The sequence below is a fragment of the Delftia tsuruhatensis NBRC 16741 genome (assembly GCF_001571325.1).
Taxonomy (GTDB): Bacteria; Pseudomonadota; Gammaproteobacteria; order Burkholderiales; family Burkholderiaceae_C; genus Comamonas; species Comamonas tsuruhatensis.
The window spans coordinates 13,397-31,026 of record NZ_BCTO01000041.1 but is presented as its reverse complement, the minus strand read 5'-3'; the positions used below and the strand labels follow the sequence as shown (position 1 = coordinate 31,026).

The window sequence follows — 17,630 nt, the reverse complement described above, 5'->3', positions numbered from 1 at the left end:
GCTCACACCGCCTCGCATGCAGACGCGCTGGCGCGCTTGGTGAGCAGTGCCTTGGCCACGCGCGATTGCGTGGGGCGGCCCAGGTGGTCGCTGATGAACTGGCCGGCGTCAATCAGCTTGTCCAGGTCGATACCGGTCTCGATGCCCATGCCCTGCAGCATGTAGACCACGTCCTCGGTGGCCACATTGCCCGTGGCGCCCTTGGCGTAGGGGCAGCCGCCCAGGCCCGCCACCGAGGTGTCGAACTGCCACACGCCCAGCGACAGCGCGGCCAGCGTGTTGGACACGGCCTGGCCGTAGGTGTCGTGGAAGTGGCCCGAGACATCGTCGATGGCGAAGTGCTGCAGCGTGGCCTCGATGGCCTTGCGCACCTTGACGGGCGTGCCCACGCCGATGGTGTCGGCCACGCCCACATGCTGCACGCCGATGCCCTTCATGAGGCCGGCCAGGTAGGCCACGCGCTCGGGGGCGATCTCGCCTTCGTAGGGGCAGCCCACGATGCAGCTCATGGCGCCGCGCACGTAGATGCCCTGGGCGCGTGCGGCCTCGGCCACGGGGGCGAAGCGGTCGATGCTTTCGGCAATGGAGCAGTTGATGTTCTTCTGGCTGAAGGCCTCGCTGGCTGCGCCGAAGACCACGATCTCGTCGGGCCACAGTTCGCGCGGCGCCGACAGCGCGGCCTCCAGGCCCTTCATGTTGGGCGTGAGCACGCTGTAGCGCACGCCGGGGCGGCGGACGATGCCGGCCATGACTTCGGCGTTGTCGGCCATCTGCGGCACCCATTTGGGGCTGACGTAGCTGGTGACCTCGATTTCCTTGAGGCCGGCTTCCTGCAGGCGGTGCACCAGCTCGATCTTGACGGCGGCGGGCACGGGCTGTTTTTCATTCTGCAGGCCGTCGCGGGGGCCTACATCGACGAGTTTGACGCGGGAAGGAATGCTCATGGGGTGTTCTCACCGGGATGACGGGTACGGCCCCTATTGTCCAGTCTTGCAGGCCCGGGCACCACCCCATATCCTGCCGGGCCATGCACAACGGCTGCCAGCGCCCCGTTCAGCCCGACAGGGCCGCCATTTCCTCGCGCAGCATCTCCACCATGCGCGCGGCAGCCGGCGACAGGCGGCGGCCGCTCAGGCGCACCAGGCCGATGGGGCGGCGCAGCACCGGCCGTGCCAGCGGGCGCGCCACCACCTCCGGCCGCTGCACCACCTGCGCGGCCAGCAGCGGCAGCGCGCTCACGCCCAGATCGGCAGCCACCATGGCCGCGATGGTGGCCAGGTGCTCCACGGCGTACTGGGGCGCAAAGCGTATGCCGTGGGTCAGCAGGGCCTCGTCGGCGTACTGCCGCACGCTGGTGCCGGCCGGCATGGAGATGTGGGGCAGATGGGCCACGTCGGCCCAGCCCAGATCGCCGCGCCCGCGCGCCAGCGCATGGCCGCGGCCCAGCAGCAGCACGAAGCGGTCGGAGGCCAGCGGCAGGTAGTCCAGGTCGGCATAGGCGGGGTTGGCCGCCGTGAGCGCAAAGTCCACGCGGCCCGCGCGCACCATGTCGAAGGCCGGCCCGGCCAGGCTGTCGAACAGCTCCAGGTGCACGCCAGGATGCTCGGCCGCAAAGCGCGCCAGCACGCGGGGCAGCAGGCCCGCAGCCAGCGAAGGCAGGGCCGCCAGCGCCAGCCGGCCCACCTGCACCTGGGCCACCTCCTGCACGCGGCGCACGGTCTCGTCCATCTGGTGGCGCAGGATGCGCGCCTGCTCGGCGAAGACCTCGCCGGCCTGGGTCAGTTCCACGGCGCGCGTGGTGCGCTCGAACAGGCGCGCGCCCAGCATCTCTTCCAGCCGCGCCAGCGTGCCCGAGACGGCCGACTGCGACAGGTGCATCTGCAGCGCCGTGCGCCGAAAGCTCAGCGAATCGGCCAGCGCCAGAAAGACATCGACCTCGCGGGCCGACCAATTGATCTTCATGGCCGATCAGTTTATCAAAAAATGCGTCTTTACCGTTCAATAACGGCTGCCTAGACTGCGCCTCAAATCCATGAAATCAGCAGGAGACAGCATGCACAGCAGTTCGCCGCGCAACGCGCGCACGGTGGTCGTCGGGGGAGGCACCATGGGTGCCGATGTGGCCGTGGTCCTGGCCCGGGGCGGCGCCCTGGTGATCGTGGTCGACCCCGGCGCGGCACGGCGCGAGCTGCTGCTGCAGCACATTGCCATCGAGCTGGCCACGGCCGGCTTTGCCCGGTGCGCGTCCCAGGTCTCGGTCTGCGCGGCGCTGGAGGATGTGGCCTGGGACGGCGTCGCCCTGGTGGTGGAATGCATCACCGAGCGGCTGGACGCCAAGCAGGCGCTGTTCGCCGAACTGGAGGCGCATGCGCCGGCCGACGCCGTGCTGGCCAGCAACAGCTCGGGCTTTCCCATCAGCGCCATCGCCAGCGGCCTGCCCACGGCGCAGCGCATGCTGGGCCTGCACTTCTTCATGCCCGCCCACCTGGTGCCGCTGGTGGAGGTGGTGCTGGGAGAGCGCAGCGACCCGGCCCTGGGCCAGTGGCTGCACGCCTTCATGCGCGGCTGCGGCAGCGTGCCGGTACTGGTGAAGAAGGACAAGCCCGGCTTTCTGGCCAACCGCATGCAGCATGCGCTGTCGCGCGAGGCCTTCGCCCTCATCGACGAGGGTATTGCCTCGCCCGAGGACGTGGATGCCGCCGTGCGCTTCGGCTTCGGCTTCCGCTTCCTGGCGGCCGGCCCCGTGCTGCAGCGCGACCATGCAGGCATCGAGGTGCATTGCGCGGCCGCCGCCACCATGTACCCCACACTGTCCAACACCGATGTGCCGGCCCAGGCCCTGCGCGATCGCGTGGCGCGGGGCGATCTGGGCATGAAGACCGGCAAGGGCTTCTTCGACTGGCCCGAGGACCGCCGCCTGGCCGAGCGTGCCCGCTACGACGCGCTGCTGCGCCAGGGCCTGGCCCTGCTGGCCAGCGAGCTGCCGGTGCCGGAGCAGGCACAGGACACGCCATGAGCACGCCGGTCCCCACATCGCCCACGTCACCCACGTCACCCACCTCGCAGTGGAACGACCCACTGATCATCACCGTGGCCCCCAACGGCGCCTACAAGCAGCCGGCCGACCACCGAGCCCTGCCGGTCACCCCGCAGGCGCTGGCCGCCAGCGGCCCCATGGCCGTGAATTCCTCGCTGTACAAGAGCATGCCCTTCAACCCGCTCAAGGACCTGGAGCCCGTGGTGCAGGTGTCGGCTTTCCCGCTGGTGCTGGAGGTCCATCCCTCGCTGGGCGTCAAGACCGTGGCCGAGCTGCTGGCCCTGGCCAAAACGGGCAAGACACTGAGCTTTGCCTCGGCCGGCAACGGCACGCCCCAGCACCTGGCGGGCGAGCTGTTCAACTCCATGGAGCAGGTCAAGCTGGGCCATGTGCCCTACCGGGGTGCGGGACCGGCGCTCAACGACCTGATCGGCGGCCAGGTGGGCGTGATGTTCGACATCGTGGGCAGCTCGCTGCAGCACATCCAGGGCGGGCGCCTGATCCCGCTGGCCGTCACCTCGGCCGAGCGCACCAAGGTGCTGCCCGACGTGCCCACCATGGCCCAGGCCGGCGTGCCCGGCTACCAGATCACCGGCTGGCATGGCATTGCCGTGCGCGCGGGCACGCCACCAGCCGCCATCGACAAACTCAATGCCACGGTCAACGCCATCTTCAAGGACCCGGCCTTTCGCACGCGCTGGGAGGCCATAGGCACGCCGGCCGTGGGCGGCACGGCGGCCGAATTCGGTGCCTTGATCAAGAGCGACTCCCAGCGCCTGGGTGCACTGGTGCGCAGCACCGGCGTGACGCTGGACTGAGCGCGCCCGTCAGTAGCCGCGCTGCAGGTCCACGCGGCCGCTCACGGCCTCGCCCCGGCTCAGCGCCGCGACCTTGCCCACGATCTGCTCCACGCTGTCGCGCGCCAGGGTGCGCGCCGAAGTGTGGGGCGTGAGCGTGATGCGCGGATGCCGCCAGAAGGCATGGCCGTCGGGCAGCGGCTCGGTGCGGAACACATCGAGCAACGCGCCGGACACATGGCCCCCGTCGATGGCAGCGACGAGGTCCTCGTCCGCCACATGGCCGCCGCGTCCCACGTTGATGACATAGGCGCCCGGCTGCAGCAGGGCCAGGCTGCGCGCGTCGATGATGCTGTCGGTCTCGGGGGTCAGCGGCAGCAGGTTGACGAGGATGCGGGTGGCGCGCAGAAAGACGTCGAAGTCCTGCGGGCCGCAGAAGCCACGCACGCCGTCGATGGCATGCGGCGTACGGCTCCAGCCGTTGACGGGGAAATCGAACACCGCCAGCGCGCGCGCCACGCGCTCGCCCATGCGGCCCAGTCCCATGACGCCCACGGGGTAGTCGGCACGCCGGGGATTGGGCCGGTGCTGCCACAGGCCGGCGGCCATGTCGGCCTCGTAGCCGTCCAGGCCCCGGAAGAAGCGGATCACGGCCTGGCTGACGTATTCGGCCATCTGCACGGCCATGCCGGCGTCCTCCAGGCGGTAGACGGGAAGGTCGGGCGGCAGGCGCAGCGGCAGCAGCGCATCGACGCCGGCACCGATGTTGAACAGGGCCTTGAGGCCCGGCTGCTCGTCGATGAAGCGCTGGGGTGGCGCCCAGACCAGGGCGTAGTCGGCCTGCGGCGCGCCCGGCGACCAGATGTCCACCTCGGCGCCCGGCAGGGCCGCGCGCAGTCCTTGCAGCCAGGCGTCGGGCCTGGTGTCTTCGCAGCAGAAAGTCACTCGCATAGGTGGCCAAGCCTAACGGCCTGGCGACGCCCACGCGCGACTTTTGCGCAAAACTGTCTTGCCTGCGGGCTCAGCTTTCCAGGCGCAGCAGCTCGGAGCCTTCGGTCACCTGGTCGCCGGGCGCATACAGCAGTTCGGCCACCACGCCGTCGCCGGGCGCGGCGATGGTGTGCTCCATCTTCATGGCCTCCATCACGGCCAGCGGCTGGCCCTTGCTGACCTTGTCGCCGGCCTTGACGGCAAAGGAGACCACCTTGCCCGGCATGGGCGCCGTCAGGCGGCCGCCTTCCGAATGCACATCGCCCGCATGGGCCAGCGGATCGGCCAGGCCCAGCACGGCCGCGCCCTGGGGAGCGAACACATGGCATTGCTCGCCCAGCACATGGACCTGGGCGCGCAGGCGCTGGCCCGCGAATTGCACGTCGAAGGCGCCGTCCCCGGCCTGTTGCCAGGACAGCAGGCCCTCGGCGAGGGACTCGCCCTCGCCCACGGCCAGTTGCAGCGCGCCGTCATGCAGGTAGCGCAGGCGCGCGGGCACGGCGGCCTCGCCCTGGCGGAAGTCCCAGCGCCGCTCGGCCACGCCGTGCGAGCGCCAGCCGTCGCGGCGGCTGAAGGGGTCGGCGGTTTCCTGCGCGCGCTCGGCCTGCAGTACCTGGGCCACGGCGGCGGCCACGGCCTGGGCCTGCGGCAGGCGCTGCTGGTGGAACAGATGCTGCTTCTCGCGCTCGATCAGCGCCGTGTCCAGCTTGGCGGTTGCAAAGGCATCGCTGGCGATGACCTGGCGCAGGAACTGCACATTGGTGGCCAGGCCCACGATGCGTGTCTCGGCCAGGGCGGCATCGAGCCGCGCCAGCGCCTGTTCGCGCGTGTCGCCATGCACGATGAGCTTGGCGATCATGGAGTCGTAGAAGGGGCTGATGGCATCGCCCTCGCGCACGCCGTCGTCCACGCGCACGTCGCCGACACGGAAGCTGGCGCAGTCGGGCTTGCGGTAGACATGCAGGGTGCCGGTGGCGGGCAGGAAGCCGTTGTCGGGGTTTTCTGCGCAGATGCGCGCCTCGATGGCATGGCCGGTGATGCGCAGCTCGTCCTGGCGCTTGGGCAGGGGCAGGCCGCTGGCCACGCGCAGCTGCCAGTCCACCAGGTCCTCGCCCGTGATGGCCTCGGTCACCGGGTGCTCGACCTGCAGGCGGGTGTTCATTTCCATGAAGTAGAACTTCATGGCCTCGGGCTGGTCGTAGCCGCCGGGCTGCTCGACGATGAATTCCACCGTGCCCGCGCCCACGTAGTTCACGGCCTGGGCGGCGGCCACGGCGGCCTCGCCCATCTTCTGGCGCAGCGCAGGCGTCATGCCGGGCGCGGGGGACTCCTCCAGCACCTTCTGGTGGCGGCGCTGCACCGAGCAGTCGCGCTCGAACAGGTAGACGCAGTTGCCCTGGGTGTCGCCAAAGACCTGGATCTCGATGTGGCGCGGGCGCAGCACGTATTTCTCGACCAGCACGGCATCGTCGCCGAAGCTGTTGATGGCCTCGCGCTGGCAGCTGGCCAGGGCGGCGGCAAAGTCCTCGCTGCGCTCGACCAGGCGCATGCCCTTGCCACCGCCGCCGGCGCTGGCCTTGATCAGCACCGGGTAGCCGATGCGGTCGGCCTCGCGCTGCAGCAGCTGCGGGTCCTGGTCGGCCCCGTGGTAGCCGGGCACCAGGGGCACGCCGGCCTTTTCCATGAGCTGCTTGGAGGCCGCCTTCAGGCCCATGGCGCGGATGGCCGAGGGCGGCGGGCCGATGAAGACCAGGCCGGCATCGGCGCAGGCCTGGGCGAATTCCTCGTTCTCGCTGAGAAAACCGTAGCCGGGGTGGATGGCCTGGGCGCCCGTGGCCTTGGCGGCCTCCAGGATGCGTTCCCAGCGCAGATAGCTGTCCTTGGGGGCGCTGCCGCCGATGTGCACGGCCTCGTCGCAGGCCTGCACATGCTTGGCGCGGGCATCGGCGTCCGAGTACACGGCCACGGTGCGCACGCCCATGCGGCGGGCGGAAGCCGCGACGCGGCAGGCGATTTCACCGCGGTTGGCGATCAGGATCTTCTTGAACATGCGTTATCTCCAGTATTTTCTCTGCAGCCCCGGTCATTCGGCGACCGGCGGCTATGGTTTTTGATTCATCGCGGGAGACCCGCCGAACAGCGCGCGCAGGCGCTGCACCACGGCCTTGAGAAAGCGCCACAGCGCCCAGGTCAGCAGCCACAGCGCGATGACCACGACCAGCAGCACGGCGGCGAAGGCCAGCGGGTGCGTGAGCGCCAGCCAGATCGCGCCCACCGAGGCGCCGTCCTCCACCAGGCTGGCGCCCACGTTGGAAAACGGCTCGGGCGAGGTGTTGATGGCCGCGCGCGTCGTGCTCTTGGCCACCTGGCTGGACAGGGCCAGCGAGCCGCCCATCAGGGCCGCCATGGTGGCCATGGTCGCGCTGTCGGCGCCGAAGACGCCGGCCGCCAGCGCCGCGCCCGCCGGGATGCGGATCACGCTTTGCAGCAGGTCCCAGACCGAGTCCACCCCGGGGATCTTGTCGGCGAAGAACTCCACGAACAGCAGCGCTCCGCTGGCGAACAGCAGGGCCGGATGCTCCAGCACATGCAGCCCGCCCGGCAGCACCACCCAGCCCAGCGCCCCCAGCAGCCCGGTCACGAACACCACGGCGTAGAGCCGGAAACCGCTGGCCCAGCCCAGTGCGGCGGCCAGCGCCAGCAGGCCGGCCATGTCCATGCCGCTGGTGGCCTGGCCCACGCGCTCGGCCACTTCGCCAGCCGCCTCGCTGACCGTGTGGTGCACGGCCGGGCCCGGGTACAGGCCCACGGACTGCAGCCACTGGACGAGGGAGTCGGTCAGGGTGCTCATGGTGTTGGCTCGGCGTTGGCTCGGCGTTGCTCGGTGGTGGCGCGATGAATGGGCAGCCTGCGCGTGTCAGGCCAGCCAGGCCGGCTTGCGCTTTTGGAGGAAGGCCTGCACGCCCTCCTTGCCCTCGGCGCTGGCCCGGATGTCGGCGATGCCTTCGACGGTGGCGGCGATCAGCTGCTCGTTGATCTCGCGCTCGGCCACGTCGATCACCAGGCGCTTGCAGGCGCGGGCGGCGGCGGGACCGGCGCTGACCAGGTGCTTGAGCAGGCCGTCCACGGCGTTGTCCAGCTCTTCGGCGGGCACGACGCGGTGCACGAAGCCGATGCGCAGCGCCTCGGCCGCGTCGAAGCGCTCACCGGTCAGGAAGTAGCGGTGGGCGGCGCGCGCGCCCATGGCGCGGATCACGTAGGGGCTGATGGTGGCGGGGATGAGGCCGATCTTCACTTCGGACAGGCAAAAGCCCGCGCCCTCGGCGGCCACGGCCATGTCGCAGGCCGCGACCAAGCCCATGCCGCCCGCATAGACATCGCCCTGCACGCGCGCGATGGTGGGTTGCGGGCATTCGTAGATCACGCGCAGCATCTCGGCCAGCAGGCCGGCGTCCTCGCGGTTCTCGTCGCGCGAGTAGTCGGCCATGCGGCGCATCCAGTTGAGGTTGGCGCCTGCGCAAAAGGCCGGGCCCTCGGCGGCCAGCACCACGGCGCGCACGTCGCTGCGCTTGCCCACGGCGTGGAAGGCGTGGGTGATGTCGGCAATGACCTCGTCGCTGAAGGCATTGCGCACTTCGGGCTGGGTCAGCGTGATGGTGGCCAGGGGGCCCTGGAATTCGAGGGTCAGTGCGGTGGTTTTCATGAAGTACCTCGCTGCAAGGAAAGGGAAGCCGCCGTCACATGCGGAACACGCCGAAGCGCGTGTCCGCTATGGGCGCGTTGCGCGTGGCCGCCAAGCCCAGCGCCAGCACGCGGCGCGTGTCGGCGGGGTCGATGACGCCATCGTCCCACAGGCGCGCCGTCGCGTAATAGGGGTGGCCCTGATCCTCGTACTGCTGGCGGATGGGGGCCTTGAAGGCCTCTTCCTCCTCGGCCGTCCACTGGCCGCCCTTGGCCTCGATGCCGTCGCGCTTGACGGTGGCCAGCACGCTGGCCGCCTGCTCGCCGCCCATGACCGAGATGCGCGCGTTGGGCCACATCCACAGGAAGCGCGGCGAGTAGGCGCGGCCGCACATGCCGTAGTTGCCCGCGCCGAAGGAGCCGCCGATGATGATGGTGAACTTCGGCACGGCCGCCGTGGCCACGGCCGTGACCAGCTTGGCGCCGTGGCGGGCAATGCCTTCGTTCTCGTACTTGCGGCCCACCATGAAACCCGTGATGTTCTGCAGGAAGACCAGCGGGATCTTGCGCTGGCAGCACAGCTCGATGAAGTGCGCGCCCTTGACGGCCGATTCGCTGAACAGGATGCCGTTGTTGGCGATGATGCCCACCTGCATGCCCTCGATGCGCGCAAAGCCGCAGACCAGGGTGGCGCCGAAGCGGGCCTTGAACTCATCGAAGCGGCTGCCGTCCACCACGCGGGCGATGATCTCGCGCACGTCGAAGGGCTTGCGCGTGTCCACGGGGATCACGCCGTACAGCTCGCCGCCGTCGAACAGCGGCGCCTCGGGCGGCAGGTCGCCAGCCGAAGGCTGCTTGGCATGGTTGAGGTTGGCCACGGCCTGGCGCGCCAGCGCCAGCGCGTGGGTGTCGTTGTGGGCCAGGTGGTCGGCCACGCCCGACAGGCGCGTGTGCACGTCGCCGCCGCCCAGGTCCTCGGCGCTGACCACCTCGCCCGTGGCGGCCTTCACCAGCGGCGGGCCGCCCAGGAAGATGGTGCCCTGGTTCTTGACGATGATGGACTCGTCGCTCATGGCCGGCACATAGGCGCCGCCGGCCGTGCACGAGCCCATGACCACGGCGATCTGGGCAATGCCCTCGGCGCTCATGTTGGCCTGGTTGAAGAAGATGCGGCCGAAGTGCTCGCGGTCGGGGAACACATCGTCCTGGTTGGGCAGGTTGGCGCCGCCCGAGTCCACCAGGTAGATGCAGGGCAGGCGGTTCTGCGCGGCGATCTCCTGGGCGCGCAGGTGCTTCTTCACCGTCATCGGGTAGTAGGTGCCGCCCTTCACCGTGGCGTCGTTGCAGACGATCATGCAGTCCACGCCACTGACGCGCCCGATGCCGGCGATCAGGCCCGCGCCGGGTGCATCGTTGCGGTACATGTTGAGCGCAGCCAGCGGGGCGATCTCCAGGAAGGGCGTGCCCGGGTCCAGCAGCATGGCCACGCGGTCGCGCGGCAGCAGCTTGCCGCGCGCCACGTGCTTGGCGCGCGCGGCCTCGCCGCCGCCCTCGGCGACCTTGGCCACCTGGGCCTGCAGGTCCTCGACCACGGCGCGCATGGCCGCGGCATTGGCCAGGAAGTCCGCCGAACGCGGATTGAGTTGGGTGCCCAGAATGCTCATGTGTGGCCTCTTCTTGTGTTTGCCCGATGCGGGCGCTTGGTTTTTCCGAATGTCCTGCAAAGAACGGCGGTCCGGCCTGGGGAAAATGCCGTATGCACACCGTTGAAATCGTCTTGCTCGTCCTGCTGCTGGGAGCGTTGACGGGCATTGCCGCGCGCTACGTGCGCGCCATCCCGCTGCCGCTGATCCAGATCACCCTGGGAGCGCTGATGGCCTGGCCGCAAAAGGGCCTGCACATCGCCTTCGATCCCGAGCTGTTCCTGCTGCTGTTCATCCCGCCGCTGCTGTTCGCCGACGGATGGCGCATTCCCAAGCGCGAGTTCTTTGCGCTGTACCGCCCCATCCTGCGCCTGGCGCTGGGCCTGGTGCTGTTCACGGTGGTGGGGCTGGGCTGGCTGATCCACTGGCTGGTGCCCGGCATGCCGCTGACCGTGGCCTTTGCGCTGGCCGCCGTGGTCTCGCCCACCGATGCCGTGGCCGTCTCGGCCATCACGCGCAACCTGGGCATGCCCGAGAAGACCATGCACATCCTCGAGGGCGAGTCCCTGCTCAACGACGCCTCGGGCCTGGTGGCGCTGAAATTCGCCATCGCGGCCACGCTGACCGGCCTGTTCTCGTGGACCGAGGTGGCCAAGGATTTCATGTGGATGGCCCTGGGCGGCCTGGGCGTGGGCACGCTGATCGGCTGGGGCTTTTCCTATGCGCGCAGCACCATCACGCGCCGCCTGGGCGACGTGGCGGCCACGCAAATGGTGCTGCTGCTGATCCTGCTGCCCTTCGCCGCCTACATCGTGGGCGAGAAGATCGGCGTGTCGGGCATCCTGTCGGCCGTGGCCGCGGGCATTGCCACCAACTTCGCCGACCTGGAGCGCAGCAGCTACATCAGCGAGCGGCTGCAGACCGAGGGCACCTGGAGCATGGTGGAAGCCTCGTTCAACGGCGCCATCTTCCTGCTGCTGGGCCTGCAGCTGCCGTCCATCATCGGCGTGACGCTGCACGATGCGGGCAGCGAATGGTGGGTGCTGGTGGGCTATGTGGTGATCATCTCCAGCGCGCTGCTGCTGATGCGCTGGATCTGGCTGACCCTGGGCGTGCAGCGCAGCCTGGCTCGCGCCCACTTCCAGGGAAAGATGGCCGAGCGCCCCTCGCACCTGCTGAACCTGGCCACCACCATGGCCGGCATACGCGGCGCCGTGACGCTGGCCGGCGCGCTGTCCGTGCCCATGCTGCTGAACAACGGACAGCCCTTCCCCGGCCGCGAGATGCTGGTCTTCCTGGCCACGGGCACCATCTTGTTCACCCTGGTGCTGGGCAGCATCGCCCTGCCGCTGATCCTGCGCCGCATGCCCCAGCCCGGCGAATCGCCCACGGTGCGCGAGGAGCGCCTGGCGCGCGTGGCCGCCTGCCAGTCCGCCATTGGCGGGCTGACGCTGAGCGAGGAAGAGATCCAGGGCCACACGCCCGAATGGGTGGCCATGCACCAGGAGGTCATGGGCCACCTGACGCAGGAGTACCGCAACCGCGTCCAGCTGCTGGACGACGGCAGCGGCACGGCCTCCAGCATCGAGATCCAGCGCGAGGCGCCCGAAGTCGTGCGCCAGCGCAAGCTGCGCTACCTGCTGGAGATCGAGCTGCGCCTGCGCTGCATCCACCAGGAGCGCGACGCGCTCTACGCCGAGCGCCAGGCCCACCGCATCAACGACGAGTCGCTGCGCCGCCTGGTCAGCGAGCTGGACATGCAGGAGATCTCGCTGCGCAAGCGCCTGGTCGTGGCGCGCCGCGCTGCAGCCTCGGCCATGGCCGCGCCCGAGGGCGGCACGCCCTAGGCGGCACGCGGTGGACAGCTGGCGGCAGCGCATGAAAGCAGCCCTCAGGCGGTCCTGGCCGGGCGCAGATCCAGCATGGCGATCATCTCGTCGCGGATCTTGAATTTCTGGATCTTGCCGGTCACCGTCATCGGGAAGGCCTCGACGAAGCGGATGTAGCGCGGCACCTTGTAGTGGGCGATCTGGCCCTTGCAGAAGTCGCGCACGCCGTCTTCGGTCAGCGCCTGGCCGGGCTTGACGATGATCCAGGCGCACAGCTCCTCGCCGTAGCGCACATCGGGCACGCCGACGACCTGCACGTCCTGCACCTGCGGGTGGCGGTAGAGGAATTCCTCGATCTCGCGCGGGTAGATGTTCTCGCCGCCGCGGATCACCATGTCCTTGATGCGGCCGACGATGTTCACATAGCCCTGCTCATCCATGGTGGCCAGGTCGCCCGTGTGCATCCAGGCATCGTCGTCGATGGCCTCGCGCGTGCGGGCCTCGTCCCCCCAGTAGCCGTGCATGACCGAGTAGCCGCGCGTGCACAGCTCGCCCGAGACACCGGGCGCCACCACCTCGCCCGTGGCCGGGTCGACGATCTTCACCTCCAGGTGCGGCTGCACCTTGCCCACGGTGGACACGCGGCGCTGAAGCGGCGTGTCGGCATCGCTCTGGCAGCTGACGGGACTGGTCTCGGTCATGCCGTAGGCGATGGTGATCTCGGACAGGTGCATGTCGCTGACCACGCGCTTCATCACCTCGATGGGGCAGGGCGAGCCGGCCATGATGCCGGTGCGCAGCGTGCTCAGGTCGAACTCCTTGAAGCGCGGGTGGTCCAGCTCGGCGATGAACATCGTGGGCACGCCGTGCAGGCCCGTGCAGCGCTCGGCCTGCACGGTCTCCAGCACCAGCAGCGGATCGAATCCGTCATTCGGGTAGACGATGGCCGAGCCATGCGTGAAGCAGGCCAGGTTGCCCAGCACCATGCCGAAGCAGTGGTACAGCGGCACGGGAATGCACAGCCGGTCCTCGGGCGTCAGCCGCATGCACTCGCCGATGAAAAAGCCGTTGTTCAGGATGTTGCGGTGGGTCAGCGTGGCGCCCTTGGGAAAGCCCGTGGTGCCGCTGGTGAACTGGATGTTGATGGGGTCGGTGTTCTTGAGCGTGGCGGCCACGGCGTCGATGCGCGCATCCTGCGCATCACCGCGCGCCAGCAGGCTGGAAAAGCGCAGCATGCCGGGCTGCTCTTCGCCCTGCCCTGCCACGTCGATCCAGACCACGCTGCGCAGCTGGGGCAGGCGCGCGCAATGCAGGCGGCCGGGCTCGGCCGTGGCCAGCTCGGGGGCCAGTTCGCGCAGCATGCCCAGGTAGTCGCTGGTCTTGAACTGCGCCATGGTCACCAGGGCCTTGCAGCCGACCTTGTTGAGCGCGTACTCCACCTCGGAGGTGCGGTAGGCCGGGTTGATGTTGACCAGCACCAGGCCGACCTGGGCCGTGGCCAGCTGCATCAGCACCCATTCGGCGTTGTTGTGCGACCAGATGCCGACGCGGTCGCCCTTTTCCAGCCCCAGGCCCAGCAGCGCGCTGGCCAGGCGGCGCGCCTCGGTGTGCAGGCCGGCATAGCTGTAGCGCAGGCCCTGGTGGCGGCTGACCAGGGCCTCGCGATCGGGCTGGCGGGCCGCCATGTCGGCAAAGAAATCGCCGATGGTCTGCTCGATCAGCGGCACATCGGTGCGGCCTTGGGCATGGCTGGAAGCGAGCGGGGCGTTCTGGGCGGGCATGCGTTGTCTCCTGTGTCGTCGGCGGCGCCTGGGACGGGCAAATGCAGTGGCCTGCCCCGTCACGGCAGCTATTGCGTGGCAGCATAAGGGCCAACCCCGAGCAGAACAGGCCACGAAGGTTGCAATAATTGCCAGCATGTTCACCCCCTCGCTGGTCAAGACCCCCCTGCCCCAGGCGGCCGCCACCATGGCCTCCGCACACCCTGCAGTCACGCCCATGGCCTTTGTGCAGGCCATTATGCTGGCCTACGAACGCCGGGGCATCAGCGCCCTGTCCGCCCTGGAGAAGGCACAAATCGCGCCAGACTCCGTCAAAGAGCGCAACGAGTGCATCACGGCGCTGCAGATGGAGGCACTGTCCGATGCCGCCATGCGCGAACTCGACGACGAGGCCCTGGGCTGGTTCTCCCGGCGCCTGCCCTGGGGCAGCTACGGCATGCTGGCGCGCGCCAGCATGGGCAGCGAGCAACTGGGCCTGGCACTGGCGCGCTGGTGCCGCCACCATGGCCTGCTGGCCGACGACATCCGCCTCACGCTGACGCAGGAAGACGGCTTGGCCACGCTGGCCATCGAGGAGCTGTCCACGCTGGGCGCCATGCGCGAGTTCTGCCTGCTGTCGGTGCTGCGCAATATCCACGGCCTGGCCAGCTGGTTCATCGATGAGCCGCTGCCGCTGCGGCGTGCCTGCTTTCCCTTCGATCCCCCGCCGCATGCGGGCGTGTATGCGCTGCTGTTCCCGCCGGGCGAGGTGGAGTTTGGCGCGGCCCGGGCCTGCCTCCAGTTCGACGCGCGTTTTCTGGATATGCCGCTGACGCGCGACGAGCCCGCGCTGCAGCGCATGCTGCAGCGCGCCCTGCCGCTGCAGGTGCGCCCCTACCGGCGCGAGCGCCAGCTGGTGCAGCGCGTGCGCCAGCTGCTGGCGGCCGACGCCGAATGCCTGCAGACGGCCGACACGCTGGCGCGCCAGCTGCACCTGTCCCAGCGCAGCCTGCATCGCCAGCTCAAGGAAGAAGGCGCCTCGCTGCAGGCGCTCAAGGACGAGGTGCGGCGCGAGCGGGCCGTGGCCCTGCTGCTGCGCACCAGCCGGCCCATCAAGCGCATCGCCCAGTCCTGCGGGTTTCTCAACGACAAGAGCTTCATCCGCGCCTTCCGGCTGTGGACGGGGCTGTCGCCTTCCGAATTCCGCAAGAGCGCACGAGCCCGGCCCGAGTGAGGGCCGCGCGCATCCTGGCGCGATTTGCATCCTGCGCGACTGCCGCCGTCCGCGCATCTGGCCTAGGCTTTGCGCATGCACCATCTCCACCATTGCGTCAGCGCGCGCTCCTTCCGCGCGCTGTGGATGCTCGAAGAACTGCAGCTTCCCTACACGCTGCACATGCTGCCGTTTCCGCCGCGCGTGCTGCAGCGCAGCTACTTGGAACTCAACCCGCTGGGCACGGTGCCGCTGCTGCGCCACGGCGAGGCCAGGCTGACCGAGTCAGCCGCCATCTGCGAATACCTGGCCGCCCTGCACCCCGGGGCGGGCCTGTCCGTGCAGCCGCAGGAGGCAGACTTCGCCGCCTACCTCAACTGGCTGCACATGAGCGATGCCACGCTGACCTTCCCGCAGACCCTGGTGCTGCGCTACACCCACTTCGAGCCAGCCGAACGGCGCCAGCCCCAGGTGGCCCAGGACTACCAGCGCTGGTTCCTTGCGCGGCTGCGCGCGGTGGAGCAGGCCGTGGAACAGCGCCACTGGCTCGCGGCAGACCGCTTCACCGCTGCCGACGTGGCCGTGGGCTATGCGCTGATGCTGTCGGCGCACCTGGAGATGGAGCCGCAATGGGGGCCCGCCACCCAGGCCTACTGGCAGCGCCTGCAGCAGCGGCCCGCCTTCCAGCGGGCACTGCAGGCCGAGCAGCAGGCCGCGCGTGCGCAGGCCGTGGACGAGACGCCTTCGCCGCAGCTGCGCTAGGGCCGGCTCAGGCTCAAGCGCTGGCGCTGGCCTGCCCGATGGCGCGCAGCATGGCCGGCAGCTCGCCCATGTCGCCGAATACGCAGCTGGCGCCGGCCTCGAGCAGTTGCTCGGCCGATGCGTGGCCCTGGTCGGCCGGGAAGTAGCCCCAGACCGTGGCGCCTGCGGCCACGCCGGCGGTGACGCCGGTCACCGTGTCCTCGATGACCAGGCAGCGCGCCGGCTCCACGCCCAGTGCGGCGGCGGCTGCCAGGTACACATCGGGAAAGGGCTTGCTGCGCGGCAGCTCATGGCCGCTGAAGACGCGGCCCTCGAAATACGGGGCCATGCCGACCTGGGCCAGCTGCATCTCCACCTTGGCGCGGTCCGCGCCCGAGGCGCAGGCGATGCGGCCAGCGCACAGCGCATGGGATTGGCTGACGGCGGACAGCGCGCCGTCAATGGCCACCAGCTCGGCGCGCAGCGCGGCGTTGCGGCGCTCGTAGAAGGCGGCCATCCATGCGTCGGTCAGCGGCTTGCCGGTGCGCGCCTCGATCAGCGCGGCCTGGCTGCGCACGGTCTTGCCGATGAATTCGCGCAGGCATTCCTCGGTGCTGATGGGCCAGCCCGATTCATTGAGCATGGTGCACAGCACGCGGTTGGTGATGGATTCACTGTCGACGAGCACGCCGTCACAGTCGAAGAGCACGGCCTCGAAAGCAGTCATGGATGGATTCTCGAAACAAACTGAGCAAGGGCGCCCTGGGGCGCCCTTGCTGCGGAAAATGGCCGGATTATGCGCCGGCCGCGCATGCCTGTGCCCTGCTCAGGGGAAGGAGGCACCGGCCAGCGGATGCACCATGCGGCGGACGTTGCGCACCGAGATGGAATGGAACCGGCCATCGTCGGTGACCACGTCGCCGAAGGCGAAGAAGCCTTCGGCCGCATTGCGGTTGAACTGCTCCAGGCGCTGCGCGAGGCTGGCGCTTTGGGACACCGGTTCGACGCGGTACTCGATGGCGCCCTGCTGGTCGCCGCTCTTTTCGTACAGCTGCACGCCTTCGGTATTGCCGCGCAGCACCAGGGCGCCGCGCAGCAGGTGGCCCTTGGCCCCCATCTCGTCCAGGCGCTGCTTCAGCGCCGTGCCGTTGGCCATGCCGAAGGGCGCGGCCAATGCGAACACCGCGTACTCGAAGGCCGGCGCCTTGGAGTCCTTGACGTAGAGGTTGAACATCTCGTTGCCCGAGATCAGCGGGCCCATGTAGCGGAAACCCCGGCCGCTCATCTCGGCCAGTTGCTGCGTGAAGCCGGACGTGTCCAGCGCACCCACGGCGGGGCGCGTCTCGTAGCTGTAGGTGGCGGCGGCGCTGCTGCTGCGCACATAGAGGTTGCGCAGGTCCTGCGTGCTGCTGGGGAACGCCATGCCCGACTTGTACAGGTAGCCTTGCGCACCCTGTGCGTTGAGCTGGGCCACCAGGGCCGAGACGCCCGCCACGTCCGGCACCATGCGGTAGTCCAGGCGCGTGCCGGTGTGGGCCGTGTCGGTGACGTAGAAGTCACCGATGGGAACGGGGAAGGCGGTACCGCCCGAGGCCAGGCTGTAGGTGAAGGCATAGCCCTGCGCCCCCAGCGCGTTCATGGCGGAAAGGGCCGCGTCGAAGTTCTCCGCACCGGTCTCCATGCGGTACTGGCCGGTCACCGGCGTGGGCGTGCCGCCGGGGTTGCCGGGCGTACCGGGGTTGCCAGGATTTCCGCCATTGCCGGGATCTCCGCCGCCCGGTTCTCCCGATCCACCACCACCGCCGCCGCCACAGGCGGCCAGGGTTCCCAGAAGCATCAATGCCGCGCTGCGGCGCGTGAGCTGTACCATCTTCATGACTATCTCCCCTTCTCGTTGAATACATGCCCGTTCCATGCGGAATCTCAGGGCATCGGCGGC

The 17,630-nt window shown here is 69.4% G+C and carries 15 protein-coding genes; 5 read left to right on the top strand and 10 right to left on the bottom strand.

Annotated elements, in window-relative coordinates; translation table 11 throughout:
- Nucleotides 1-2 precede the first annotated feature (2 nt).
- Together DTS01S_RS19920 and DTS01S_RS19915 are read right to left on the bottom strand one after the other, a co-directional pair.
- Nucleotides 3-944, bottom strand: a complete 942-nt coding sequence (locus DTS01S_RS19920) for a hydroxymethylglutaryl-CoA lyase (protein ID WP_061288578.1) — start codon at nucleotides 942-944, stop codon at nucleotides 3-5.
- 109 nt (nucleotides 945-1,053) lie between these two features.
- Entirely contained in the window at nucleotides 1,054-1,962 is a 909-nt protein-coding gene (locus tag DTS01S_RS19915) for a LysR family transcriptional regulator (protein ID WP_017404201.1), read from the bottom strand.
- Nucleotides 1,963-2,053: 91 nt separating this feature from the next.
- On the opposite strand from DTS01S_RS19915, the gene DTS01S_RS19910 reads away from it, so the two are divergent.
- Nucleotides 2,054-3,016: a 3-hydroxyacyl-CoA dehydrogenase family protein gene (locus tag DTS01S_RS19910; RefSeq protein WP_017404200.1), complete on the top strand. Its 963-nt coding sequence runs from the start codon at nucleotides 2,054-2,056 to the stop codon at nucleotides 3,014-3,016.
- Entirely contained in the window at nucleotides 3,013-3,855 is an 843-nt protein-coding gene (locus DTS01S_RS19905) for a Bug family tripartite tricarboxylate transporter substrate binding protein (protein WP_017404199.1), read from the top strand. The genes DTS01S_RS19910 and DTS01S_RS19905 overlap by 4 nt, the downstream gene beginning before the upstream one ends.
- Nucleotides 3,856-3,864: 9 nt before the next feature.
- Here the strand turns inward: DTS01S_RS19905 and DTS01S_RS19900 are convergent, their stop codons facing one another.
- The 5 genes from DTS01S_RS19900 to DTS01S_RS19880 all read right to left on the bottom strand — a co-directional run bounded on the left by DTS01S_RS19900 (nucleotide 3,865) and on the right by DTS01S_RS19880 (nucleotide 10,169).
- A complete protein-coding gene (locus DTS01S_RS19900; RefSeq protein WP_026062080.1) occupies nucleotides 3,865-4,785 on the bottom strand; it encodes a 2-hydroxyacid dehydrogenase in 921 nt (306 codons plus the stop codon).
- A gap of 70 nt (nucleotides 4,786-4,855) precedes the next feature.
- The gene (locus DTS01S_RS19895) at nucleotides 4,856-6,874 is read right to left on the bottom strand and encodes an acetyl/propionyl/methylcrotonyl-CoA carboxylase subunit alpha (RefSeq protein WP_034363217.1); all 2,019 of its coding nucleotides are present in this window, start codon (nucleotides 6,872-6,874) and stop codon (nucleotides 4,856-4,858) included.
- Nucleotides 6,875-6,925: 51 nt separating this feature from the next.
- Nucleotides 6,926-7,675, bottom strand: coding sequence for a DUF4126 domain-containing protein (locus tag DTS01S_RS19890; protein ID WP_034363214.1), 750 nt, complete (start codon nucleotides 7,673-7,675; stop codon nucleotides 6,926-6,928).
- Nucleotides 7,676-7,741: 66 nt separating this feature from the next.
- Nucleotides 7,742-8,527 (bottom strand): enoyl-CoA hydratase/isomerase family protein, encoded by a 786-nt coding sequence (locus DTS01S_RS19885; protein ID WP_034363212.1) that lies wholly within the window; start codon nucleotides 8,525-8,527, stop codon nucleotides 7,742-7,744.
- A gap of 34 nt (nucleotides 8,528-8,561) precedes the next feature.
- Entirely contained in the window at nucleotides 8,562-10,169 is a 1,608-nt protein-coding gene (locus tag DTS01S_RS19880) for a carboxyl transferase domain-containing protein (RefSeq protein WP_016450032.1), read from the bottom strand.
- A gap of 92 nt (nucleotides 10,170-10,261) precedes the next feature.
- Between DTS01S_RS19880 and DTS01S_RS19875 the strand changes: the two genes are divergently transcribed.
- Nucleotides 10,262-11,995 carry a Na+/H+ antiporter gene (locus tag DTS01S_RS19875; protein ID WP_016450031.1) on the top strand — a complete coding sequence of 578 codons (1,734 nt, stop codon included), beginning with the start codon at nucleotides 10,262-10,264 and terminating at the stop codon, nucleotides 11,993-11,995.
- Between the two features lie 44 nt (nucleotides 11,996-12,039).
- On the opposite strand, the gene DTS01S_RS19870 is transcribed toward DTS01S_RS19875, so the two are convergent.
- Entirely contained in the window at nucleotides 12,040-13,758 is a 1,719-nt protein-coding gene (locus DTS01S_RS19870) for an AMP-binding protein (protein WP_061288576.1), read from the bottom strand.
- 136 nt (nucleotides 13,759-13,894) lie between these two features.
- On the opposite strand from DTS01S_RS19870, the gene DTS01S_RS19865 reads away from it, so the two are divergent.
- Entirely contained in the window at nucleotides 13,895-14,971 is a 1,077-nt protein-coding gene (locus tag DTS01S_RS19865) for an AraC family transcriptional regulator (protein WP_016450029.1), read from the top strand.
- A 75-nt stretch (nucleotides 14,972-15,046) separates the two neighbouring features.
- A complete protein-coding gene (locus tag DTS01S_RS19860) occupies nucleotides 15,047-15,712 on the top strand; it encodes a glutathione S-transferase family protein (protein WP_016452790.1) in 666 nt (221 codons plus the stop codon).
- A gap of 13 nt (nucleotides 15,713-15,725) precedes the next feature.
- On the opposite strand, the gene DTS01S_RS19855 is transcribed toward DTS01S_RS19860, so the two are convergent.
- Together DTS01S_RS19855 and DTS01S_RS19850 are read right to left on the bottom strand one after the other, a co-directional pair.
- The gene (locus DTS01S_RS19855; protein WP_016450027.1) at nucleotides 15,726-16,418 is read right to left on the bottom strand and encodes an HAD family hydrolase; all 693 of its coding nucleotides are present in this window, start codon (nucleotides 16,416-16,418) and stop codon (nucleotides 15,726-15,728) included.
- A 99-nt stretch (nucleotides 16,419-16,517) separates the two neighbouring features.
- Nucleotides 16,518-17,567 (bottom strand): hypothetical protein, encoded by a 1,050-nt coding sequence (locus tag DTS01S_RS19850; RefSeq protein WP_016450026.1) that lies wholly within the window; start codon nucleotides 17,565-17,567, stop codon nucleotides 16,518-16,520.
- Between the last annotated feature and the right edge of the window lie 63 nt (nucleotides 17,568-17,630).